Source organism: Streptomyces sp. NPDC007025, from assembly GCF_042869455.1.
In the GTDB taxonomy this organism is placed as follows: domain Bacteria; phylum Actinomycetota; class Actinomycetes; order Streptomycetales; family Streptomycetaceae; genus Streptomyces.
Genome location: NZ_JBIAFT010000004.1, coordinates 456,136 through 478,529 on the forward strand (window position 1 = coordinate 456,136; position 22,394 = coordinate 478,529).

At 75.9% G+C, this 22,394-nt stretch carries 15 protein-coding genes; 5 read left to right on the forward strand and 10 right to left on the reverse strand.

Features of this window, described 5'->3' with window-relative positions; translation table 11 throughout:
- Positions 1-42: 42 nt before the first annotated feature.
- The 3 genes from ACFYMO_RS10800 to ACFYMO_RS10810 all read right to left on the reverse strand — a co-directional run bounded on the left by ACFYMO_RS10800 (position 43) and on the right by ACFYMO_RS10810 (position 2,410).
- On the reverse strand, positions 43-642 hold the full coding sequence (locus ACFYMO_RS10800; protein ID WP_366773192.1) for a GtrA family protein: 600 nt from the start codon (positions 640-642) through the stop codon (positions 43-45).
- 140 nt (positions 643-782) lie between these two features.
- Complete coding sequence (locus ACFYMO_RS10805; RefSeq protein WP_366773191.1) at positions 783-1,841, reverse strand: decaprenyl-phosphate phosphoribosyltransferase; 1,059 nt, start codon at positions 1,839-1,841, stop codon at positions 783-785.
- Positions 1,838-2,410 carry a phosphatase PAP2 family protein gene (locus tag ACFYMO_RS10810; RefSeq protein WP_366773190.1) on the reverse strand — a complete coding sequence of 191 codons (573 nt, stop codon included), beginning with the start codon at positions 2,408-2,410 and terminating at the stop codon, positions 1,838-1,840. The genes ACFYMO_RS10805 and ACFYMO_RS10810 overlap by 4 nt, the downstream gene beginning before the upstream one ends.
- A 151-nt stretch (positions 2,411-2,561) precedes the next feature.
- On the opposite strand from ACFYMO_RS10810, the gene ACFYMO_RS10815 reads away from it, so the two are divergent.
- From ACFYMO_RS10815 to ACFYMO_RS10830, 4 genes are all read left to right on the forward strand, one after another.
- Complete coding sequence (locus ACFYMO_RS10815) at positions 2,562-3,965, forward strand: FAD-binding oxidoreductase (protein ID WP_366773189.1); 1,404 nt, start codon at positions 2,562-2,564, stop codon at positions 3,963-3,965.
- A gap of 154 nt (positions 3,966-4,119) precedes the next feature.
- The gene (locus ACFYMO_RS10820; RefSeq protein WP_366773188.1) at positions 4,120-4,893 is read left to right on the forward strand and encodes a decaprenylphospho-beta-D-erythro-pentofuranosid-2-ulose 2-reductase; all 774 of its coding nucleotides are present in this window, start codon (positions 4,120-4,122) and stop codon (positions 4,891-4,893) included.
- Positions 4,894-5,126: 233 nt separating this feature from the next.
- Entirely contained in the window at positions 5,127-7,580 is a 2,454-nt protein-coding gene (locus ACFYMO_RS10825; protein ID WP_388545624.1) for a CDP-glycerol glycerophosphotransferase family protein, read from the forward strand.
- Positions 7,478-9,760, forward strand: a complete 2,283-nt coding sequence (locus tag ACFYMO_RS10830) for a CDP-glycerol glycerophosphotransferase family protein (RefSeq protein WP_388545627.1) — start codon at positions 7,478-7,480, stop codon at positions 9,758-9,760. The genes ACFYMO_RS10825 and ACFYMO_RS10830 overlap by 103 nt, the downstream gene beginning before the upstream one ends.
- An 18-nt stretch (positions 9,761-9,778) precedes the next feature.
- On the opposite strand, the gene ACFYMO_RS10835 is transcribed toward ACFYMO_RS10830, so the two are convergent.
- The 7 genes from ACFYMO_RS10835 to ACFYMO_RS10865 all read right to left on the reverse strand — a co-directional run bounded on the left by ACFYMO_RS10835 (position 9,779) and on the right by ACFYMO_RS10865 (position 20,210).
- Complete coding sequence (locus tag ACFYMO_RS10835; RefSeq protein ID WP_366773185.1) at positions 9,779-10,933, reverse strand: glycosyltransferase family A protein; 1,155 nt, start codon at positions 10,931-10,933, stop codon at positions 9,779-9,781.
- Complete coding sequence (locus ACFYMO_RS10840) at positions 10,930-12,210, reverse strand: nucleotide sugar dehydrogenase (protein ID WP_388545697.1); 1,281 nt, start codon at positions 12,208-12,210, stop codon at positions 10,930-10,932. Before ACFYMO_RS10840 ends, ACFYMO_RS10835 begins: the two co-directional genes overlap by 4 nt.
- On the reverse strand, positions 12,095-13,987 hold the full coding sequence (locus tag ACFYMO_RS10845) for a glycosyltransferase family 4 protein (protein ID WP_388545630.1): 1,893 nt from the start codon (positions 13,985-13,987) through the stop codon (positions 12,095-12,097). Before ACFYMO_RS10845 ends, ACFYMO_RS10840 begins: the two co-directional genes overlap by 116 nt.
- 70 nt (positions 13,988-14,057) lie before the next feature.
- Positions 14,058-16,844, reverse strand: coding sequence for a glycosyltransferase (locus ACFYMO_RS10850; RefSeq protein ID WP_388545633.1), 2,787 nt, complete (start codon positions 16,842-16,844; stop codon positions 14,058-14,060).
- Positions 16,841-17,971, reverse strand: a complete 1,131-nt coding sequence (locus ACFYMO_RS10855) for a Gfo/Idh/MocA family oxidoreductase (protein WP_388545700.1) — start codon at positions 17,969-17,971, stop codon at positions 16,841-16,843. Before ACFYMO_RS10855 ends, ACFYMO_RS10850 begins: the two co-directional genes overlap by 4 nt.
- 182 nt (positions 17,972-18,153) lie before the next feature.
- Positions 18,154-19,272 carry a DegT/DnrJ/EryC1/StrS family aminotransferase gene (locus tag ACFYMO_RS10860; RefSeq protein ID WP_366773182.1) on the reverse strand — a complete coding sequence of 373 codons (1,119 nt, stop codon included), beginning with the start codon at positions 19,270-19,272 and terminating at the stop codon, positions 18,154-18,156.
- Positions 19,273-19,442: 170 nt separating this feature from the next.
- Positions 19,443-20,210, reverse strand: coding sequence for an acyltransferase (locus ACFYMO_RS10865; protein ID WP_388545636.1), 768 nt, complete (start codon positions 20,208-20,210; stop codon positions 19,443-19,445).
- A gap of 300 nt (positions 20,211-20,510) precedes the next feature.
- Here ACFYMO_RS10865 and ACFYMO_RS10870 point away from each other — a divergent pair, with 300 nt between their 5' ends.
- A complete protein-coding gene (locus ACFYMO_RS10870) occupies positions 20,511-22,388 on the forward strand; it encodes a hypothetical protein (RefSeq protein WP_366773181.1) in 1,878 nt (625 codons plus the stop codon).
- Positions 22,389-22,394 lie beyond the last annotated feature (6 nt).

The window sequence follows — 22,394 nt, forward strand, 5'->3', positions numbered from 1 at the left end:
GAGTCCGGCGGCGCGCCGGCCCCCGGGGCGGCCGGCTGCCCGTCACCCGGCCCCCGCCCCACCGTCGGCCCTCGACCGCTCCCGCGCCGACGCACCGTCCGGGCCGGGCGCACCGTCCGGGCCGAGGGCGGCGGACGGTGCGGAGGCAGGGGACGCGGCGGCCGCGGTGCGGCCGGGCGTACGCAAGCCCCGCGTGCCGGAGAAGACGAGAGTGCGGGTACCCCAGAAGCGCACGGCGGTACCCAGCACCAGGCCCACTCCGGCGCCGGAGACGACGTCGGCGAGGGTGGAGGTCAGTCCCAGCAGCTGCCGCGAGACGCCGAGGCAGCCGAGCTGCACGGCCCCGCCCGCCGCGTTGACCAGCACGAAGATGCTGAACCTCTGCCAGCCCCCGGCCACCCGGCGGTCGCGCAGCCGGTAGGGGCCCAGCGCGTTGCCCGTGTAGGCGACGGCGACGCCCGCCACGAAGGACAGGGCCTTGGCGTACATCGGGTCCATCCCGACGGGGCCGCGCAGCCACAGGAAGCCGCCGAGGTCCGCGAGGAAGGCGAAGACCCCGACGGCGGCGAATCCGGCGAGCTCCGCGCAGAACGCGCGGAGCCGCGGCGGCATCCGGGAGGCGGGGGCACTCCGCGCCCTCACCGCGCGGCCCCCGGCGCGCGGCCGCTCCGGCGCGCACGGCTCCGGCCCACCAGGACAGGTCCGGCGCCGGGCCACCAGGACGCGCACGGCGCCGGACCTCGCCGACGCGTACGGCGCCGGACCCCGCGGTCGCACACGGTCTACATCCCCGCGACCGACAGCCCGTACAGCGCCGCCCAGCACAGCGCGGTGACCGCCAGCGGACGGTCGCGCAGCAGGACGTCCTCGGGGGAGCCGGACGCGCCGCGGTCGGTGAAGACGGCGTACCGCAGCACCGCCAGGATCAGCGGCACCATGGAGAGCTGCCGGCACAGCGTGGCCCCCGCGCCGGTGCCGTCCTCCAGCGCCCACAGGCAGTAGGCGAGCACCGCGGCTGTGGCGGCGAGCTGCCAGACGAAGCGCAGATAGCCGACGGTGTACTCGCGCAGCAGTGCCCGGGTGCCGCCCTCGCCCTCACCCATCAGCAGCGCCTCCGAGTAGCGCTTGCCCGCCACCATGAACAGCGCGCCGAACCCGGCGGTGATCAGGAACCAGCGGGAGAGCGGAATGCCCAGCGCCAGCCCGCCGGACATGGCGCGCATCACGAACCCGGCGGTCACCACGGCCAGGTCGACGACCAGAACGCGCTTGAGCCGCAGGCAGTAGGCGATCTGCATGAGCACGTAGCCGGCGAGCAGCGCCGCGGTCCCGGTGTTGCACAGCAGCGCGGCGGCCGTGGTGGAGGCGAGCGCGAGGAGGGTGCCGAGCGCGTAGGCGAGCGGCACCGGCACGGTTCCGGCGGCGACGGGGCGGCGGCACTTGTCGGGGTGGGCCCGGTCCGCCTCCGCGTCCCGGGCGTCGTTCAGCAGATAGACGGCCGCCGCTGCCGCGGTGAACAGGGCGAAGACGAGGGCGAGCGCGAGCACCGTGTGCACCGCCGCCAGTTCTCCGGCGGCCGCGGGCGCGGCGAGGACGAGGAGGTTCTTCACCCACTGCCTGGGCCGTACGGTCAGCAGCAGCCCACCGGGGAGGGTGCCGGCGAATCCGGCCGGCTGCCCGGCGGCCGGGTCGGCGCGGCCGCCGGGGCGCGGCTCGGAAACCGGCCCGGTGGTGGGCCCGGCTGCCGACTCCGCCTGCGGTCCGGCGGTCTGCTCGGCGCCGGGGTCCGGGGCGGCCCCCCGGTGCCCGGGGGAGCCGGTCAGTGTGGAGCGTTCGGTCATCCGGCCGCCCTCTCCGCGTCCGGCGCGGCGGAGCCGGGCGGGGCCGGGGGCTGCGCGCCCTGCGGCCGGGCGGCCCCGCCCAGCCGGACGACCAGCGCGCCCAGGGCCGCGCCCGCCACCACGTCAGAGGGGTAGTGCACACCGGCGACCAGCCGGGAGACGCAGATCAGTGCGCCCAGCGCGGCCAACGGCGTCCCGTACCGCAGTCCGCCCAGGGCGAGCGCCGCCGCGCCGGAGGAGGCGGCGTGCGAACTGGGGAAGGAGTGCCGCCCGGCCGTCCGTACGAGCGGGGCGCGGCCCGCCGGCTCGGGGCGCGGGCGGCGCACGACCCGCTTGATCCCCATGCTGGCCAGCTGCGCGGCACCCACGAGTCCGGTGCCCCGGAGCCAGCGCTCCCGCTGCGTACGGTCCGTGGCGGCGCCGGCGAGTCCGACCAGCAGCCAGACGGCCGCGTGCTCCCCGCTCCAGGACAGCGCGCGGGCGGCGCCGGCCACCCGGGCGTCGGCCGCGCAGTCACCCAGAGCGCACAACAGCCGCCGCTCCCACTGTCGTACCGCTTTCGCTGCCACGCTCCGACTCTGCCGCGCCCGGCGCCGCCGCAGGCCGAGCCGCGAGCCGACACACGCCGTTTCACCCTTTCAGCGACCTTTTGGCGACACCGGCGTCGCCACCGGCACAGCCTCCGCTGCCGGGCATTTCCTGGCGCTTACCGTCACGTCCATGCCCGCTCAGCACCTCCAGCGCGACGTGTCCGCACCGCCCGACAGCGCTCGACTGCTGACCGGCTGGGGCGGCACCGCCCCCACCGGCGCCCGGGTGCTGCGGCCGCGTACCCGCCAGGAGGCGGTGGCGGCGGTCCTGGAGTGCGGGGCGCGCGGCAGCATCCCGCGCGGCCTGGGCCGGGCCTACGGGGACGCGGCGCAGAACGCGGGCGGCACCGTCCTGGACACCACGGGGCTGGACCGGGTGCTGGCCATCGACGCGGCCGAGGGGATGGTGACCTGCGAGGCGGGGGTCAGTCTGCACCGGCTGATGACGGTCCTGCTGCCACTGGGCTGGTTCGTTCCGGTGACCCCGGGGACCCGCTATGTGACGGTCGGCGGGGCGATCGGCGCGGACATCCACGGCAAGAACCACCACCTCTCGGGCTCCTTCAGCCGCCATGTGCGCTCCCTGGAGCTGCTGACGGCGGACGGGCAGGTGCGGACGGTCGTGCCGGGCACCGAACTGTTCGACGCCACGGCCGGCGGGATGGGCCTGACCGGGCTGGTGCTGAGCGCGACGGTGCGGCTGCTGCCGGTGGAGACGTCGCTGATGGCGGTGGACACCGAGCGGCTCCCCGACCTGGACTCGCTGCTGGCCACGCTGACCGCGAGCGACCACCGGCACCGCTACTCGGTGGCCTGGATCGACCTGCTGGCGCGCGGCACGGCGGCCGGACGCGCAGTGCTGACCCGCGGCGACCACGCGCCGCTGGCCGCGTTGCAGGGACCGGGGCGGGCGGCCCGCGCGGCGCGCAGGGACCCGCTGGCCTTCCGGCCCGGGCAGCTGCCGCCCGCGCCGCGCACCGTGCCCGGCGGGCTGCTGCGCGGCAGTACGGTCTCGGCCTTCAACAAGTTCTGGTACCACAAGGCGCCGCGCCGCCGGAGGGGCGAACTCCAGCGGCTCGCCTCCTTCTTCCACCCGCTGGACGGACTGCCGCACTGGAACCGGGTCTACGGCAGCGCGGGGTTCGTGCAGTGGCAGTGCGTGGTGGGGCACGAGCACGACGACGCGCTGCGCCGGATCGTGCGGCTGATCTCACGCCGCTCCTGCCCCTCCTTCCTCGCCGTCCTCAAGCGATTCGGTGCCGGGGACCCGGGGTGGCTCTCCTTCCCCGCGGAGGGATGGACGCTGGCGCTGGACATCCCGACCGGGCTGCCGGGGCTGGCGGACTTCCTCGACCTGCTGGACGAGGAAGTCGCGCTGGCCGGGGGACGGCTGTACCTGGCCAAGGACGCGCGTATGCGGCCCGAGCTGCTGGCGGGGATGTATCCGCGGCTGGCCGACTTCCGGGAGCTGCGCGCCCGGCTGGACCCGCGCGGCGTCTTCACCTCGGACCTGGCCCGGCGGCTGGCCCTGTGATCCCGCGCCCGCCCGGACACCTCCCCGCCCCGCGGGTTCCGGCACCGCGCGTCCCGGCACGGCTCAGGCCCCGCCCGGCGCATCCGGCGGACTCCGCGCACCCCGGCCCCGCGCTTTCCGAACCGGCATCCCGGAAGAACACCATGGAGCACACATGAAGGACGCATTCGGTTCCCCGCAGTCGCTGCTCGTCCTGGGCGGCACGTCCGAGATCGCGCTGGCGGCCGCGCGCCGCTTCATGGCCCGCCGGGCCCGCACGGTCTGGCTCGCGGGGCGGCCGGGCCCGGGGCTGGACGCGGCGGCGGCCGGACTCCGGGAGGAGGCGGCCGCGCACGGCGCGGAGGTCGCCGTGCGCACGGTCCCGTTCGACGCGCTGGCCCCCGAGACGCACGAGGAGGTGCTGGAGAAGGTCTTCGCGGAAGGCGACATCGACCTGGTCCTGCTCGCCTTCGGGGTACTGGGCGAGCAGTCCCGCGACGAGCAGGACCCGATGGCGGCCGTGCACCTCACCCGGACGAACTACACCGGCGCCGTCTCCTCCGGGCTGGTGTGCGCGAACGCGCTGCGCGCCCAGGGGCACGGGTCGCTGGTGGTGCTCTCCTCGGTCGCCGGGGAGCGGGCGCGCCGGGCCAACTTCCTCTACGGGTCCAGCAAGGCGGGGCTGGACGCGTTCGCACAGGGCCTGGGGGACGCGCTGCACGGCTCGGGAGCGCATGTGCTGGTGGTGCGGCCCGGATTCGTGCACACCCGGATGACGGCGGGGCGGACGCCCGCGCCGCTGGCCACCACGCCGGGCGCGGTGGCGGAGGCGATCGAGCACGGGGTGCGGCGCCGGGCGCGGACGGTGTGGGTGCCGGCCGCGCTGGGCCCGGTGATGAGCGTGCTGCGGCACCTGCCGCGCAGCGTCTTCCGGCGGCTGCCGGGCTGAGGTCCGCGGGCGCCGGGGCGGCGGGAGGGCGTGTTCCGGGGCGGCGGGAGAACGGTGCTCGGGGCCGGTGTTCCGGTCGGGCGGCGCGGGGGACGGGACGGGGGACCGCACGGGGGCAGGGGACGGGACGGCGCCGGGATGTGCCCTCGTCCGACGTATGGGATAAATCAGATGATTCACCCCTGTCGAGCGCGACAGCCGCCCCTGCTCCCCGCCGACCCCGCGGAACCGCCATGCCCCGTTTCAGCGTGATCGTCCCCGCCCACCAGGTGCAGGCGTATCTGCACGAGTGCCTGGACTCCGTACTCGGGCAGTGCTTCGGGGACCTCGAACTCATCGCCGTCGACGACCGCTCACCGGACTCCAGCGGCGAGATTCTGGACGCCTACGCCGCGGCCGACCCGCGGGTGACCGTCATCCATCTGGCGGAGAACATCGGCCTGGGACCGGCACGCAACACCGGCACCGCCCGCGCCCGCGGCGACTACGTCCTCTACCTGGACAGCGACGACACCATGGCACCGGGCACCCTGCGCGCCCTGGCCGAACGCCTGTCGGAGACCAGCGACCCGGACATCCTGCTGTTCGACTTCGCTCCCGCCTACTGGGACGGCTCGCTCGGCCCCGCGGCCCACCCCGAGCTGCTCGCCCCCGGCGCCGGGCCCGGCGTGTGCACCCTCGACGAGCGGCCCGAGCTGCTCCGGCTCACCGCCGTCGCCTGGAACAAGGCCTACCGCCGCGCCTTCCTGCTCCGCGAGCGGCTCGCCTTCCCGCCCGGCACCTACGAGGACACCCCCTGGACGTTCCCGGCGCTGCTCACCGCCCGCACCCTCGGGACGCTGGACCGGGTCTGCGTGCACTACCGGCAGCGCCGCGGCGGCAGCATCCTGACGACCACCGGCCGCCGCCACTTCGACGTCTTCGACCAGTACGACCGGCTGTTCGCGTTCCTGGCGACGCGTCCCGGACTGGACCGCTGGCACCACCCCCTGCACCAGCGGATGACCGACCACTTCGCCACCATCCACAGCACCCCCGGCAGGCTGCCCGGGTCGGCGCGCGCCGAGTTCCTGCACCGCGCGCGGGCCCACTGCCGCCGCCACCGGCCCGCACCCGGCGCGGGCCGCCCGGCCGCGCCGCCCGGCAGACGGCTGCGCCGGATGCTGGTACGGCACGGGGCGCACCACGCCTTCCGGCTGCTGGCGCACGCGGGCCGCGTCCGCCGCCTGCTGGGCGCCCGGCTGCGCAGCGCCCGCCGCGTGCTGCGCAAGGCGCTGCTGCGCGGGCACTACCTGCTCCAGCGCCACCGCCCCCTCGATCCGGACCTGGCCGTCTTCTCCGCCTACTGGGACCGCGGCTACTCCTGCCACCCGGCGGCCATCGAGGCCAAGGCCCGCGAGCTGGTCCCGGACATCCGCACCGCGTGGATATGTCCGCCCGACCACGCGCACACCCTCCCGCCCGGCGTGCGGCGGCTGCAACCGGGCTCGGCGGCCCACTGGACGGCGCTCGCCCGGGCCCGCTTCCTGGTCAGCAACGTCAACCTGCCGCACAGCTTCCGCAAACGGACCGGCCAGCTCCTCCTCCAGACCCACCACGGCACCCCGCTCAAGCACATGGGGCTCGATCTGATGGCCTATCCGGCCGCCGCCGACGGCATGGACTTCGGCAGACTGCTGGAGCACACAGACCGCTGGGACTACAGCCTCTCCGGCAACCCGCACTCCACGCTGGTGTGGGAGCGCGCCTACCCCTCGCCGTACACCACACTGGAGTTCGGGCACCCGCGCAACGACGTCCTGCACACCGCGACCGCCGCCGACGTCGCCCGCCTCCGCGCCGCGCTGGGCATACCCGACGGGGTGACGGCCGTGCTGTACGCACCCACCCACCGCGACCACCGGCCCGGCCGGCAGCCCTGGCTCGATCCGGCGCGGCTGGTGGCGACGCTGGGACCGGCCTTCGTCGTGCTGGCGCGCGCCCACTACTTCCACGCCGGCCAGGGGCTGCCCTGCGAGCCGCCCGGCGGGCTGCTCGACGTGTCGGCGCACCCGTCGGTCGAGGAGCTGTTCCTGGCCTCGGACGTGCTGGTCACCGACTACTCGTCACTGATGTTCGACTACGCCAACCTCGACCGGCCGCTGGTCGTCCACGCGCCCGACTGGGAGACCTACCGGGAGACCCGCGGCACCTACTTCGACGTGACGGCGGCCGCGCCGGGCCCGGTGGCCCGCAGCGAGGACGAACTGATCGACATCCTCGCCACCGGCGCGCACACCACCGAGCACGCGCGCGCCCTGCGGGCCGCCTTCCGGCAGCGGTTCTGCCCCTGGGACGACGGGCACGCGGCCGAACGCGTGGTCCGGCACGTCTTCCTCGGCACCGGCCCCGCAACCGGCACGGGCCGCGGTACCGGCCACAGCACCGGCGCCGCCGCGCCGGGTGCCGCCGTCCCCGCGGCGGTGCCGCCCCTCGTACCGCTCGCCGAGCGGCGTCCCGCACCCGCGCCGGGTCCCGGCGGGCCCGGGCCGGGCGCCGCTCCCCGCACGCCTCTTGCTCCCCCCGCAGCGAAGGACTGGTGGTCATGCCCCGCTTCAGCGTCGTCGTACCGGTGTTCAAGGTCCAGGGCTATCTGCGCGAGTGCCTCGACTCGGTGCTCGGCCAGTCCTTCACCGACCTGGAGGTGATAGCCGTCGACGACCGCTCCCCCGACCACAGCGGCGCCATCCTGGACGAGTACGCGGCCCGCGACTCCCGGGTGCGGGTGCTGCACCTGGCCGAGAACGGCGGACTGGGCCGGGCCCGCAACACCGGTGTCGACCACGCACGCGGCGACTACCTGCTCTTCCTCGACAGCGACGACAGCTTCCTGCCGGGCGCCCTGGCCGCGATCGACCGGCAACTGGCCGCCTGCGGCGGCCCGGACGTGCTGGTCTTCGACCACCAGCGCTCCTACTGGGACGGGCGCGCCGAGGCGAGCCGCTTCGGCGACCAGCTCGCCGGGGTCGGCACCCAGACCTTCACGGCCGCCGAGCACCCCGAGCTGCTCACCCTCTTCCACGTCGCCTGGAACAAGGCCTACCGGCGCGTCTTCTATCTGCGCGAGGGGCTGCGCTTCGAACCCGGGCTGTACGAGGACGCGCCGCTCTCGAACGAGGCCCTGGTGTGCGCCGGTTCCATCGGCTGCCTGCCGCGCGTCTGCGTCGACTACCGGCAGCGGCATCAGGGCGCCATCACCCGCTCCCCGGGCCGGGCGCACTTCGACATCTTCCCGCAGTACGCCTCCCTCTTCGCCTTCCTGGAGCGCCGCCCCGAGCTGGCGCGGCACCGGCCGCTGCTGTTCGAGCGGGCCGTCGCGCATCTGGTCTTCTGCATCCGGCGCAAGGAGCGGGTGCGCCCGGCCGACCGGCGCGCCTTCTTCCGGGAGGCGGCGCGCCTCTACCGCGAGCACGTGCCCGACGGATTCACGCCGCCGCCGCGGCGGGCGCGGGACTGTCGGCTGCTGGCCCTCGACGCCTATCCGCTGTTCGCGGCGCGGGAGGCGGTGCGCCGCACCGCCGGGCGCGCCCGCTCGGCGGCCCGCGCGGCCCGCCCGCGGCTCGCCCGCGCCGGGCACCGGCTCTACTACGCCGTGCAGCGGCGGCTGCCCGGCTATCCGGACGTGGCCGTCTACTCCGCCTACTGGAACCGCGGCGTGGCCTGCAACCCGCAGGCGATCGAGGCCGCCGCCCGGCGGCTGGCGCCGCAGCTGCACAGCGTGTGGGTGGTACGCCCGGACGCGGTGCCCGCGCTGCCGCCCGGCACCGACCATGTGCTGCCCGGCTCCCGGCGCTACTGGCGGATGCTGGCCCGCGCCCGGTACTTCGTCAACAACGTCAACTTCCCCGACCATCTGGTGAAGCGGCCCGGCCAGGTGCATCTGATGACCCACCACGGCACCCCGCTCAAGACGATGGGCCTGGACCAGCAGCCGTACCCGGCTGCCGCGCAGATGGACTTCGGCAGGCTGCTGCGCCGGGTGGAGCGGTGGGACGTGAGCCTGACCGCCAATCCGCATTCGGCCGAGGTGTGGGACCGGGTCTTCCCCTCCGGCTACCAGGACCTGTCCGCCGGCTACCCGCGCAACGACCGGTTCGCGACCGCCACCGCGCAGGAGGTCGCCGCGGTCCGCGCCCGGCTCGGCATCCCGCGCGGCCGGATCGCCCTGCTGTACGCGCCGACGGCACGCGACTACCGCAGGGGCTTCGTCCCCCGCCTCGATCTGGAGCGGCTGAGCGCGGGGCTGGGCGAGGAGTACGTGCTGCTGGTGCGCACCCACTACTACTACGGACGGGACGCGGTGCTGCGCGATCTGCACGCGCGCGGGCTGGTGCGGGACGTCTCCCGGCACCCCTCGGTCGAGGATCTGTGCCTGGCGGCGGACGCGCTGATCACGGACTACTCGTCGCTGATGTTCGACTACGCCAACCTCGACCGGCCGCTGGTCGTCCACGCGCCCGACTGGGAGAGCTACCGCGACGCCCGGGGCACCTACTTCGACCTGCTCTCCGGCCGCGCGGGGGAGACCCCCGGACCGGTCACCCGCACCGAGGACGAGCTGACGGCGGTCTTCCGCAGCGGCACCTGGCGCGGCCCGGAGGCCCGAGCACTGCGCGCTGCGTTCCGGGAGCGGTTCTGCCCCTGGGACGACGGGCACGCCGCCGAACGCGTGGTGCGCAGGGTGCTGCTGGGCGAGGACGCGGCGGCGCTGCCGCCGGTGGTGCCGCTCGCGGAACGGCGCCCGGCGCCCACCCCGGAGCAGGCCGAGGCGATCCTCGCGGCGGAAGCGGCTGGACCGGAAGCGGACAGGCCCCAGGCGCTCAGCTGACCGGTGTGCCCGGGGCGCTCAACCGACCGCAGGCCGGGCCCCGCCCCGCGGGGGCCGGCCGGCGCCGCCCGGACCGCGCAGCCAGCGCACCAGCGCGGCGCGGCCCGCGGGCGTGACCGGGCACGGCGTCCGCTCGGGGTCGGCGGCGATCTCGGTGCACAGCGCGGCGACATCGCCCCGCCACGCCAGTTCCAGGGTGCGGCGGCGGCGCGGGTCGAGCCGCTCCAGCAGCCCGTCGCCGTACGCGCCGATCAGCCGGGCGGCCCCGGTGCACACGGCCTGCCGCACCTCGTGGTCGAGGGCGGGGAAGTCCGCGCCGAAGAGCTGGAAGACCTCGACGTGGAAGTGCCGCTTGTGGAAGGCGTCCCGCAGCGGGCCGGGCGGCAGGAAGCGGCAGGCGGCCTCGAAGAGCCGCTCGGCGCAGTGCAGCCGGACCTCGGGCCCGGCCCGGTAGGTGATGTTGCTGGAGTCGGCCCGGCGGACGGCGAAGTAGTGCGGCTGGTCGGCCAGCACCGAGATCCGGGCGGCGCGCACGCACGCCTCCAGCACGAACGGCTGGTCGCTGAAGGCGGGCATCGACTCGTCGTAGCGGATGCGGTGCTCCTCCACCAGGGAGCGGCGGAAGAGTTTGGTGTTGGAGAGCGCCCACGGCAGCCCGTCCCCGACCAGCCGGATCATCGGCGCGGAGCGGCCGAACACGCCGGTGGGGACGGTGCGTTCGCCGACCGGGACCATTTTGCACAGCAGCACGTCCGACCGGCAGTCGTCGGCCATGGCCACCATGCGCTCCAGCGCCTGGGGGGCGAGGTGGTCGTCGGCGCCGAGGAAGAAGACGTAGCGCCCGCGCGCCCGCTCCAGGCCCTGGTTGCAGGGCGCGGCCGGGCCGCCGGAGTTGGCCCGGCGCACGGTGCTGAACAGGCCGGGGTGCTGCGCGGCGAAGCGGGCGATCTCCTCGGTGCTGCCGTCGGTGGAGCCGTCGTCGACGACGATCACCTCCATCCGCCGCGGTCCGATGGTCTGCTCGACGAGCGAGGAGAGGCAACGGGTGAGGTAGGGCATGGTGTCGAAGGCGGCGACGACGACGCTGACGTCGGGGCAGGCGGCGCCGGCATCGGGGCAGGCGGCCCCGTCCCGTCCGGCGGCCCCGGACGCCGCCCGGGTGCCGGCGCTCATACCGCCACCGCCTCCCGGCCGCCGCCGTCCCCGACGACCACCCGCCGCACCCCCGCCCACAGCGCCGGATCGGTGACGCGGCGGCCGTCGACCAGGACCCGCACGTCGGGCAGCCGGTCGGCGGACAGCTCCCGGTAGGCGGCGTGGTCGGTCTGGATCACGGCCGCGGTCACCGGCTGGCCGGTGTGCGGGCGCAGCCCCATGTCGGCCAGTTCGTGCGGCGCGTACAGCGGGTCGGACACGTACGGGCGCGCGCCCCGCTCGCGGAGCGCGGCGACCGTGGGGAAGACGCCGGAGAACGCGGTCTCCTTCACCCCGCCCCGGTAGGCGGCGCCGAGCACCAGCACCTCGGCGCCGCGCAGTTCGCCGTAGGCGTCGGCCAGCAGGTCGACGGCGTGCGCCGGCATGGCCTCGTTCGTCTCGCGCGCGGCGCGGACGACGGCCGCCTCCGGATCGTTCCACAGGTACATCCGCGGGTAGACCGGGATGCAGTGGCCCCCCACCGCGATGCCGGGGCGGTGGATGTGGCTGTAGGGCTGGGTGTTGCAGGCGTCGATGACGGCGTCGATGTCCACACCGGACCGGTCGGCGAACCGCGCGAACTGGTTGGCCAGCGCGATGTTGACGTCCCGGTAGGTGGTCTCGGCGAGCTTGGCCAGCTCGGCGGCCTCGGCCGAGCCCAGATCCCACACCCCGTTGGGCCGGGGCAGCTCCTCGCGGGCGTCGAAGTCGAGCACCGACTCGTAGAACCGCACCCCGTCCTTGGCCGAGTGCGGGCCGATACCGCCGACCAGCTTGGGGTAGCGGCGCAGATCGGCGAAGACCCGTCCGGTGAAGACCCGCTCGGGGGAGAAGACCAGGGAGAAGTCCCGCTCCGGCAGCAGCCCCGAGTCCTGCGCCAGGAGCGGCGCGAACCGGTCCCGGGTGGTGCCCACCGGCAGCGTCGTCTCGTAGCTGACCAGTGTGCCGGGGCGCAGCCCGGCGGCGACGGCGCGGGTCGCGGCGTCCATCGCCCGGAAGTCGGGGGTACCGCGCTCGTCGACGAACAGCGGGACGACGAGCACGACGGCCTCCGCTTCGGAGACGGCCGCCGCGGTGTCGGTCGTCGCGGACAGCCGACCGGCCTCCACCGCCTCGGCCAGCCGTTCCGCCAGCCCCTCCTCACCGGGGAACGGCACCGCCGCCTCGTTGACGCTCGCCACCACGCGCGCGTCGGTGTCCGCTCCCGTCACCTGATGTCCCTTGGCCGCGAACTGGACGGCCAGTGGCAGCCCGATCTTCCCGAGCGCCACCACGCAGATCCGCATTCCCGTCTCCTTCCGGCTGCTCCTGATGGTCGGGCCGCTCCGGCGCCGCCTGGTGCAGCAGCCGCGCGTAGATCCGGTCGAGCGTGCGGGCCTGGGCCTCCCAGGTCCACTGCTCCAGCAGGCCCGGGCGCTCGTAGGCCGCCCGGTAGCGCTGCGGAGCGGCGAGCACCGCGCGCACGGCCCGTACGTAGTCGGCGGTGTCCTCCGCACGGAAGACCTCGCCCTGGCCGGTCTCCCGGGTGGTGCCGGCCATCGTCCGCACGTCGCTGACCACCAGCGGCAGCCGGGCGTGCGCGTACTCGAAGAACTTGGTGATCAGCGCGATCTCGTGGTTGGTCCAGTGGTGCAGCGGGATCGCGCCCGCGTCCGCCTCCGCGAGGAAGGGGACGACCTGCCGGTAGGGCACGTACGGCAGGACGTGCAGCCGCTCGGTGGCCCCCAGCTCCGCGGCCCGCGCGCGCAGTTCGCGCAGATACCCGGCGGAGGGCCTGGGCACGACCAGCGCCGTGTGCACCTCGGGCAGTTCCGCCAGCGCCTCCACCATCGTGCCCAGCCCGCGCTGCGGGGCCGCCGCGCCGCTGTAGACGACCAGCGGGGTTCCGGGTCCGATGCCGCACAGCGCGCGCAGACTCGGCACGCCGTCCCCGCCGTCCCCGCCGTCCCCGCCGTCCCCGCCGTCCCCGCCGTCCCCGCCGTCGGCCGCACCGGTCCCGCCGGCGGCCGGCCCGGGCCAGGTGCTCGCGGACGCGGGACTCCGGGGCGCGCGGCCATCGGTGCCGGCCGGTCCGGTCGCGGCGTGCGCCTCCGGCGCGTTGAGGACGACGGCCGGCTCCTCGGCGAGCCCGTGCGCCTCGCGCAGCAACGCGGCCAGGGTGCCGGAGACGGTGACGGCGGCGTCCGCGCAGGGCGCGTACTCGCGCTCGTGCGCCAGATGGGCCGGCAGCCACCGCACGTCGTGCTGCCAGGGCCGGACGCCGGGCAGATACTCGTGCGCGTCCCACACCAGCTTCACCGGCCGCCCGGCCGCCGCCGCGCGGACCTTGGCGCGGGCGCCCACCCCCAGCATCCGGAAATCGTGCGCATGGATCAGGTCGGGCCGCAGCTCGTCCACGACCCGCCCGTAGGCGAGTTCGAAGTCGTAGAGGCCGGGCCACAGCCGCCGCCAGCAGCGCTCCTTGCGGGCGCGCCGCCACACGGCCACGGTCGCCCGGTCCAGCGGGGTGCCGGTGCCGCGCAGCGCCGTCCCCCGGTCGAGCTGGCGGGTGCGGAAGCCCACCCAGCGCTGGGCGAGCCGGGCGGCGGCCCGCGGACCGGCCAGCCGCGCCGCGGCGTACACCGCCGGCCGCCGGTCGGCGGCCAGCGCGGCGCGCCGGGTGCGCAGTTCGTCACGCCACGCCTTGACGCGCTGCGCGCGGTAGGGCGCGGTGGCCGGCCGGTAGGCCAGCGGCCGGGTCAGCAGCGGACGGCGGGCCGTACGCGGCGGCCGGTCGAGCGGGGTGGGCACGGGCAGCAGCCGCACCTGCGCCCCGCCCAGCCGCCAGGACGCGGGCCGCCCGTCGGGGGAGCGGCCCAGCAGCACCACCTCCCAGCCGGCCGCGGCGGCCGACCGGGCGGTCTTCTGCACCCGGGAGTCGCCCTCCACCCCGTTGCACACCAGCATCACGATCCGGCCCCGCCGTCCGGCGGAGGCGGACCGCTGCTCCGCGCCCGATGTGCCGCCCTTCCCGGCGCCGCTGTCGAACTCCACGGGTGTCCCCTTCTGTTGTCGGCCGTCTGTTGTCGGCCGTCGCGCGCCGCCGAGGAAGGCGGCGCGGCGCTCAGCGCAGGAAGCCGTCCAGTACGTCCGCCGTGTAGGTGCCGTCGTGGTAGGTGCGGACGTACTCGGCGGATTCCTGCGCGGTACGCCGGGCGAAGTCGCGGTCCTCCAGCAGCGACTCGACCGCGCCGCGCAGGGTGGCGGGGGTGGCATTGACGATCGGGGGCCGGATGCCGACCGACCGGTGCAGCCGCTCGTCCAGGAAGGCGATGACGGGCCGGCCCGCGGCCATCCCCTCGCAGGCGAAGGTGCCGTAGGTGCCGACGGCGAACTGGTCGACGACCACGTCCGCGCCCTTGACCAGCTCCCGCACCTCGCTCCAGGGCGCCCCGGTCAGCATCCGGAACTCGATCAGACCGCGCCGGTCCATCTCCTCCAGCACCGGCACCACCTTCTCGGTGCCCTTCGTCCACCGCTTGGAGGGCGCGTGCACCACCACGGGCCGGGAGCGTTCCATGGCGGGCCGCTCGCTCGCCCAGCTCCCGGTGTCGACCACCAGCGGTGCCCAGCGGGCCCCGGGCAGCTCCTCCAGCAGGTCGGGGGTGGTCACGAACTGGGGCAGTCCGCTCTGCGCCGCCGCCCGCCGGTTGCGGGCGCTCTTCCGCGTCAGCGCCTTGAGGACGGCCTCGTCGGCGGCGTGGAAGAGGGAGTGCTCGTAGCGGCTCATGTGCCGCTGGGGGTCGCGCACGTCACTGCCGTGCGCCAGCAGCGCCACCTTGATACCGGCGGCGGACAGCGAAGGCAGGTCGTCCTGGATGTGGCCGCCGTTGAGCCGGCCCAGCGCCGGGGTGAAGGAGTCGGCCAGATAGTGCGTGTAGGAGCCCAGCACCCGGCGTGCCCGCTCCAGTTGGAACCCCAGGTCGCCGGTGCGCTCGCCGATCGCGTAGATGTCGGCCGGGTAGATGACGCTCTGGTCGTGGGTGTGCATCACGACCTCGGCCGACAGGTCCTGGCGGCGCTCGCACAGCGCCCGCGCGAATCCGGCGAGCTGACCGGCCGAGTTGGCGCAGCCCAGGCCGAGCCGTACCGGGGTGCTGCCCAGCGACCGCCACGCGGACGGCGTGGCGCCGGACTCCGCCGGCTCCGGGGCGGCGGCACGGCCCGGGGCGCCCAGCCCGGGCTGCTCGGAGGCGGACCACGGCACGCCGCGGGGCGCCAGGCGGGCCGCGGCGGCCGGGCCGGCGAGCTGCTCGTAGAGGTCCAGCAGTCCCGCCGACTGCTGCTCCCAGGACAGTTCCCGCAGCAGCGGTTCGGTGATCCGCGCGGCCAGCGTGCTCCGCTTGGCGAGGCCGCGCTGCACGGCCGCCACGAAGGAGCGGACGTCCTCGGTGACGAACACCTCGCCGACACCGGTGCGTTCGACGAAGTTGCGCAGCGTGCGCACCCCGCTGGTGACCATCGGCAGTCCGGCGTGCAGGTACTCGGCCGCCTTGGTGGGCAGCGAGATCTCGCAGTTGGGCACGTGCCGGAAGCAGACCAGTCCGAGGTCGGCGGAGGAGAGGTAGTCGGGCACCTGCTCCTGCGGCACGTAGGGCACCACGTGCACCCGCTGCCGGACGCCCAGTTCCTCGGCGCGGGCCAGCAGCCCCTGGAGCGTCGCGTTCTCCTTGCCCGCGACCAGCGCGAGGTGGGCGTGCGGCAGCTCCGCCAGCCCCTCCACGGCGGTGTCCAGCCCCCGCTCGGGGCCGATCCATCCCGCGTAGACGAGCAGCGGCACGTCGGGGCTCAGCCCGCACACGTCCCGGACGCGGACGCAGTCGCCCGCCGTGGCGCTGACGGTCTCGCGGACCGGCGCGTTGGCGACGACCAGCGGCTCGGCGGGCAGCGTGTACGCCTCGCGCAGGATGCCCGCCAGTTCCTCGGAGACGGTGACCACCGCGTCGGCGCGGCCGATGAACTCCTCCTCCACCCCGGGGAAGGCGCTGGCGCGCACCGCGTCGGGCCACTCGACGCCGCGGACGTACTCGTGCGCGTCGTACAGCCAGCGGGTGGGCACGCCGCGGGCCCGCAGCCGGGCGGCGCTGCGCGCGCCCACAGCGATCATCAGATGGTCGTTGGCGTGGATGACGTCCGGTTCCAGCTCCTCCACGACCGGGCCGAACGCCAGGTCGATGTCGAGCAGTTCGGGCCAGTCGGTGCGCCAGTCGCCGGTGGGCCGTGTCGCACCCGCGACCCGCCGGCGCTCCCACCGGTAGGCCCGGCCGCGGCCCCGGTGCGCGTACCGGCGGGCCCGCACCCATCCGCGGAGCGCCTCCCGGGCGAGCTGCCGGGCCAGTGCGGCGGCCCGCGGCTCCTGGAGGGCCGGCCGCTCGGGTGCGGGGCCGCCGAGCCAGCCGACGCGTGCCGTCTGCTCGCGCACCCAGGCCGCGTGCGCGGCCCGGGCCCGTACCCAGGCGGCGTCGTCGGGCAGTCCGAACTGGGTGAGCCGGCTGCGCACTCCGGGGCGGCGGCGCTCGGCGGCGACCACGGCCCGCAGCTGCGCCGAGACCGGCACCTTGATGACGCGGACCGGGCCGAGCACCGACTCCTCGCGCCGCCGGGAGGGGCTGCGCCCGACCAGCGTCACGTCCCAGCCCGCCCGGGCCGCGGCGATGGCGGTCTTCTGCACCCGCGAGTCCCCGGCGATGGTGTTGCCGACGACGACGGCCAGCCGCGGACGCCCCCGGGGACGCTCCGTACCCTGCCGGGCCGCGCTCCCGGCCATCCGCCCGGCGGCCGCGCCGGGTGCCTCGGGGGCGTTGCTGCCGCGCGCCGTCCGGCGCCGGATGCTGCGGTGCGTGTGCCTCATGCCGTGTGCTCCGCGATGGTGGGGGCCGTCGGGTCGTGGGAGGCGACCGTCTCGTGGGGCGCCGGTCCGTCCGGGTCCGGCGCCGGGGCGGACGTGCTGACCGGCGAGGCCACCACGAGGGTTTCGAGCGGCACGGCCGCGTCTCCCGCCGCCGGAGGCGCCCCGCCGCGTACCCGGCCCGCCTCGCGTGCCGACTCCAGCACGGCCGCCGACACCTCCACCGTCCGCAGCCCCTCGCGGGCCGTGACGATGCCGCTGCCCTCACCGGTGCCCTGGCGCACCGCGTCGCGGAACCGCTCGTGCTCGACGAGCAGCGGCTCACGCTTGGGGAACGCGTACCGCACGGCGTCCCCCTCGGCGACCCCGCGGAAGGCGCGCAGGGCCTCCCACTCGGTGGCCACCGCACCGTTGGCGTGGAAGGTCAGATCGGCGGTGAGGGTGTCCGCGACGAAACAGCCCCGCTCGCCCGTGACGGCGGTGAAGCGCTCCTTGAGCGGGCTGAGCCAGTTCACCAGATGGCTGACCATGGTGCCGCCGGTCAGCGAGCCGACGACGGCGACCATGTCCTCGTGCTCGCGGCCGCTCTTGGAGACGGTGCGGGCCGAGAGCGAGGCGTAGCCCTGCCCGGTGATCCAGCCCGTCAGGTCGATGTCGTGGGTGGCCAGGTCCTTGACCACGCCCACGTCGGCGATGCGGTGCGGGAAAGGCCCCTGCCGCCGGGTGACGACCTGGAAGAGGTCCCCCAGCTCCCCCGCCTCCAGCCGACCGCGCAGCTGCTGGAGCGCGGGGTTGAACCGCTCCACATGCCCCACCCCGGCGACCAGGCCGCGCTCCTCGAAGGCGTGCACCAGCCGCCGTGCGGCCTGTGGCGTGTGTGCCAGCGGCTTCTCCAGCAGCGCGCACACGTCGTGCGCGGCGAGTTGCAGGCCGACCTCCTCGTGCAGCGCGGTCGGACAGGCGACGACCGCGTAGTCGACGCCCAGCGCCAGCAGGTCGGCCACCTCGCGCAGCACCGGCACGCCGGGCGGCAGGGGCCCGCCGGTGTGCGGGGCTCCGGCCGGGTCGACGACGCCGACGAACTCCACACCGTCCAGCGCGGCGAGGATCCGCGCGTGGTTGCGGCCCATCACCCCCAGTCCGACGAGTCCGGCGCGCAGCCGCCGCCCGGAGCCGTGCCCCGCGTGCTGCTCCTCGGGCGCGGCCGACGCGGCGGCCCCGGGCCCTGACCCCGTGCGGGGCGCGCGGGCGGTCCTGGGCTCGTTGGCCGCGGGCGCCACGGGTGCGGCCGCCGCGGCCGCCCTCGCCGCCGTCACTTCGTCACCCCGGCCCGGCGCGCCGCGCTGTCCGCCGCGGCCACGATCCGGTCCAGGTCCTCGGGGGTGAGCGCGGGATGCACGGGCAGCGAGAGCACCTCGGCGGCGGCCTGGTCGGTGACCGGGAGGTCGGCACCCAGGTGCGCGTAGGGCTTCAGCCGGTGGATGGGCGTCGGATAGTAGACGGCGCACCCCACGCCCGCGGCCTGCACCTCGCGCTGGACCGTGTCCCGTACCGCGGAGCCGCCCGGCACCCGGACCGTGTACTGGTGGAAGACGTGCCGGGCGCCGTCGGCGACCTGCGGGGTGACCAGCCCGCCGGCCAGGCCCGCGTCGAGCGCCTTGGCGTTGGTGCGGCGCTGCTCGGTCCACTCCGGCAGCCGTTCGAGCTGCACGCGGCCGATGGCCGCCGCCACGTCGGTCATCCGCATGTTGGCGCCGACGATCTCGTTCTCGTACCGCTGCTCCATGCCCTGGTTGCGCAGCAGCCGCAGGGTGCGGGCCCGCTCCGCGTCCGGGACGACGACCATGCCGCCCTCCAGGGCGTGCATGTTCTTGGTCGGGTAGAAGCTGAAGCAGGCCGCGTCCCCGAAGGTGCCCACCGGCCGCCCGTGCAGCGCGGCGGCGTGCGCCTGGCAGGCGTCCTCGACGACGGCCAGCCCGTGCCGCTGAGCGAGCTGGGTGAGGCGCCCCATGGGCGCCGGATGGCCGTACAGGTGCACCGGCAGCAGTGCGGCGGTGCGCGGCCCGACGGCGTCGGCGGCGGCGTCCGGGTCCAGGCAGAAGGTCTCCGGGTCGATCTCGGCGAAGACCGGTTCGGCGCCGGCGAGCCGCACCGCGTTCGCGGTGGCGGCGAACGAGAACGAGGGGACGACGACCTCGTCGCCCTGCCCGATGCCGAGCGCGAGCAGCGCGAGGTGGAGCGCCGAGGTGCCCGAGTTCACGGCGACGCACGGGCGGCCCTCGACCAGGGCGCCGAACTCTTCTTCGAACGCGGCCACTTCGGGTCCCTGGACCACGCGGCCGTCGCGCAGGACCCGCACCGCGGCGGCGACCTCGTCGTCCCCGAGTACGGGCTTGGCGGCCGGAATCGTGGGCTTGGCAGCCGGAATCATGTCTTTTCGCAGCCCTTGCATGCGGATGTGCCCTCCGGTTCCCCCGGCAGATTCGCCCTATGTGGACCCGCATCCGGCCCCCCTCTTGCATGATTTGCTTACAAATCACCCGGATCGCCTACATCCGCACCCCGGACGAGGGCGCGGCGGCGCCTCCCGCCCGCGCTCTGTCACGAGCGGCCCCGGCCCCCCGCCCCGTGCTCGACGGGCCGCACCTCCCGCAGCCCGGGGCAGCCCTCGGTCGCCCCGGCGGCGCCTTCCGCGGGCTGCTCCCGGTACCGCTCGCCCGTCCTGGGGCACTCCCACTCCCCCGGCCGCTCCGGCACCGGACGCAGCCGCACCCCGGAGCGGCCCACCCAGCCGATGCGGCGTGCCGGAACCCCCGCGACGAGGCCGAAGTCGGGCACGTCCGCCGTCACCACGGCGCCCGCCGCCACCATCGCCCAGCGGCCGATCCGTACCGGCGCCACGCACACGGCACGCGCGCCGAGCGAGGCACCGTCGCCGACCGTGACCCCCACCGCCTCCCAGTCCCCCGCCCGCTTGAGCGCGCCGTCCGGCTCCACCGCGCGCGGGGCCCGGTCGTTGGTGAGGACCACGGCCGGCCCGACGAAGACGCCGTCGCCCAGAACGGCGGGCTCGTAGACCAGAGCGTGGTTCTGCAGCTTGCAGCGGTCGCCGATCCGGACCCCGGCACCGACGTAGGCACCCCGCCCGATCACGCACTCCGCGCCGAGTTCCGCGTCCTCGCGCACCTGCGCGAGCTCCCACACGGTGCTGCCGTCCCCGACGGCGGCGCGCTCGGAGACCTGCGCGCCCGGCATCGCACGGAACCCCCCCACCCGCGTGTGGTGCGGCGGACGGAAGGACGAGGCCTGCCTGGAGGCGGCGGCCGGATTCGGGGGCACCGGATCGGGGGTGGGATCGATGGTGGGCATGGCGGCTCGCTCTCTGTGCGGGGCGGTACGGGGACGGAACGACACGGCGGACACAGCGGACACAGCCGGGCCGGCCGGGGCCGCTTCGGCCGGACCGGACCACTCCAGCCCGGCCCGGCCCGGCGAACCGGTCCGAGGCCGAATATGGCCGCGGCACGCGGCGTGTCCGGCGACCGGCGCGCGCGGCGCCCCCGGAGTCCGCCCGCTTCCCCGCGGCACCCCTCCGCCGACCGGGTGAGCGGCACCCCGGCGGCGCGCCGCAGGCACGGGCCCCGGCGGGCCCGGGGAGAGGCTGGCGGTATGTCGCGCTCGGATGAGATCCCCGTCCCCCAACCGGCGCAGGGACCACGGGCCTTCGCTCTGCCCGGCACACTGGTCCAGCGCTGGAACGCGCTCGCCGTCCTCGCCTGCGGCGCGACCGTCCTCGTCCTGGGGTACCGGCACCGCTGGACCAACGACGACGCGCTGATCTACACCCGCACCGTGCGGCAGATCCTGGCGGGCAACGGCCCGGTCTACAACGTCGGCGAGCGCGCCGAGACCTCGACCGGGACCCTCTGGCAGTGGCTGCTCGCCGCCGGGAGCACCGTGCCCGGGGTGGACGACCCGCTGCGGCTCGCGGTCGCCCTGGGGCTGCTGTGCACCGTGGCGGGCTTCCTGCTGGCGCTGGACGGCACCCGCCGCATGATCCGCCTGCACCGGCCCGCGGGCGCGCTGCTGCCCGTCGGGGTGCTGGTGCTGCTCCCGCTCTGCGCGACCTGGGACTACGCGACCTCCGGGCTGGAGAGCGGGCTGACCTTCGGCTATCTGGGCGGCTGCTGGTGGCTGCTGGTCCGGGCGCGCTCGGAAACGGAACCGGATTCGGAACCGGCCCCGGAGCGGGACCGGAGGGCGCCGGCGCTCCGCGGGCTGCGGCACGCGCTGACGGCACCCGGACGGGCGCTGCCCGCCACCGCGTTCGTGTTCGGCCTGGGCCCGCTGGTGCGACCGGACCTCGTGCTGGTCGGTGCCGTGTTCCTGGCCGCGCTGTGGGTGGTGCGGCGGCCCCGGCCGCGCACCGCGCTCGCCTGGGCGGGCGCGGCGGTCGCGCTGCCGGGCGGCTACGAACTCTTCCGCGCCGGGTACTACGGCGTACTCGTGCCGCTGCCGGCCATCGCCAAGGAAGCCTCCGGCAGCCAGTGGGGCTACGGCTGGTACTACCTGCGCAACACCCTGGACCCGTACCTGCTGTGGGTACCGCTCGGCCTCCTCGCCGCGTACGGAGTGCTCCACCTGGTCCGTGCCCGGCGCGCGGGTGAGAACGACAGCAGCCGCAGCGCCCCGGACGCGCCGCGCGGGGCCGACGCCGCCCTGAGGGTGGCGCCCGTCCTGGCGGGGCTGCTCTCGGCGCTCTTCGTGGTGAAGGTCGGCGGCGACTTCATGCACGGCCGGATGGTGCTGCCCGCCCTCTTCCTGCTGCTGCTGCCCGTCCTCCTGCTGCCGTTCGGCCGTGCGGCGGCCGTGCTGACGGCGGCGGTGGCGGGCTGGGGCATGGTCTGCCTCGTCGCGCTCCGCCCGCCGCTGGGCAGCCTCGAGGACGAGCGGATCGTCTTCGACTCGCACAGCGTCTACCAGCAGGCGCTGGGCGCGCACCATCCGGTGAGCCAGTACGACCACACGGCGGCCCCTCGGGACTTCACCCTGGTGGCGCGGCACGCCCTGCACGAGGGCGGGCACACGCTGGTGCTGCGGCTGCCCCGCGACACCGGGTTCCCGCTGGTGCCGCTGGCCCCGCGGGTGCGGGCACCGGTCGCGGGCGCGGAGGCGCGGCTGGGGCTGGCCGGGGCCGTCCTCCCGCTGGACGGCCGGGTCGTGGACATCCTCGGCCTGGGCAACCCGCTGGGCGCCCACACCGAACCCGTCTCGCACCGCAAGGCGGGGCACGAGAAGCCACTGGACCGCTCCTGGATCCTCGCCGACCTGACCGCGCCGGGCGCACCGGTGCCCCGGGGCGTCGACCCGCGCCGGGTGCGGGCGGCCCGGCACGCGCTGACCTGCGGCCCGCTGCCCGACCTCCTCGACTCGACCCGGGCGCCGCTGACGCCGGGCCGGTTCTGGAGCAACCTGCGGGGCTCCTGGTCCCGCACCACCCTGCGCATCCCGCCGGACCCGCTGGTGGCCGAACGCCGGCTGTGCTGAGCGCTC

Bases quoted from the DNA above. Each gene is read 5' to 3' on its own strand.
- ACFYMO_RS10865 (WP_388545636.1), bottom strand. From the start codon at position 20,210: ATGCCCACCATCGATCCCACCCCCGATCCGGTGCCCCCGAATCCGGCC.
- ACFYMO_RS10870 (WP_366773181.1), top strand. From the start codon at position 20,511: ATGTCGCGCTCGGATGAGATCCCCGTCCCCCAACCGGCGCAGGGACCA.
- ACFYMO_RS10805 (WP_366773191.1), bottom strand. From the start codon at position 1,841: ATGACCGAACGCTCCACACTGACCGGCTCCCCCGGGCACCGGGGGGCC.
- ACFYMO_RS10815 (WP_366773189.1), top strand. From the start codon at position 2,562: ATGCCCGCTCAGCACCTCCAGCGCGACGTGTCCGCACCGCCCGACAGC.
- ACFYMO_RS10820 (WP_366773188.1), top strand. From the start codon at position 4,120: ATGAAGGACGCATTCGGTTCCCCGCAGTCGCTGCTCGTCCTGGGCGGC.
- ACFYMO_RS10830 (WP_388545627.1), top strand. From the start codon at position 7,478: ATGCCCCGCTTCAGCGTCGTCGTACCGGTGTTCAAGGTCCAGGGCTAT.
- ACFYMO_RS10860 (WP_366773182.1), bottom strand. From the start codon at position 19,272: ATGATTCCGGCTGCCAAGCCCACGATTCCGGCCGCCAAGCCCGTACTC.
- ACFYMO_RS10855 (WP_388545700.1), bottom strand. From the start codon at position 17,971: ATGGGCCGCAACCACGCGCGGATCCTCGCCGCGCTGGACGGTGTGGAG.
- ACFYMO_RS10835 (WP_366773185.1), bottom strand. From the start codon at position 10,933: ATGAGCGCCGGCACCCGGGCGGCGTCCGGGGCCGCCGGACGGGACGGG.
- ACFYMO_RS10850 (WP_388545633.1), bottom strand. From the start codon at position 16,844: ATGAGGCACACGCACCGCAGCATCCGGCGCCGGACGGCGCGCGGCAGC.
- ACFYMO_RS10825 (WP_388545624.1), top strand. From the start codon at position 5,127: ATGCCCCGTTTCAGCGTGATCGTCCCCGCCCACCAGGTGCAGGCGTAT.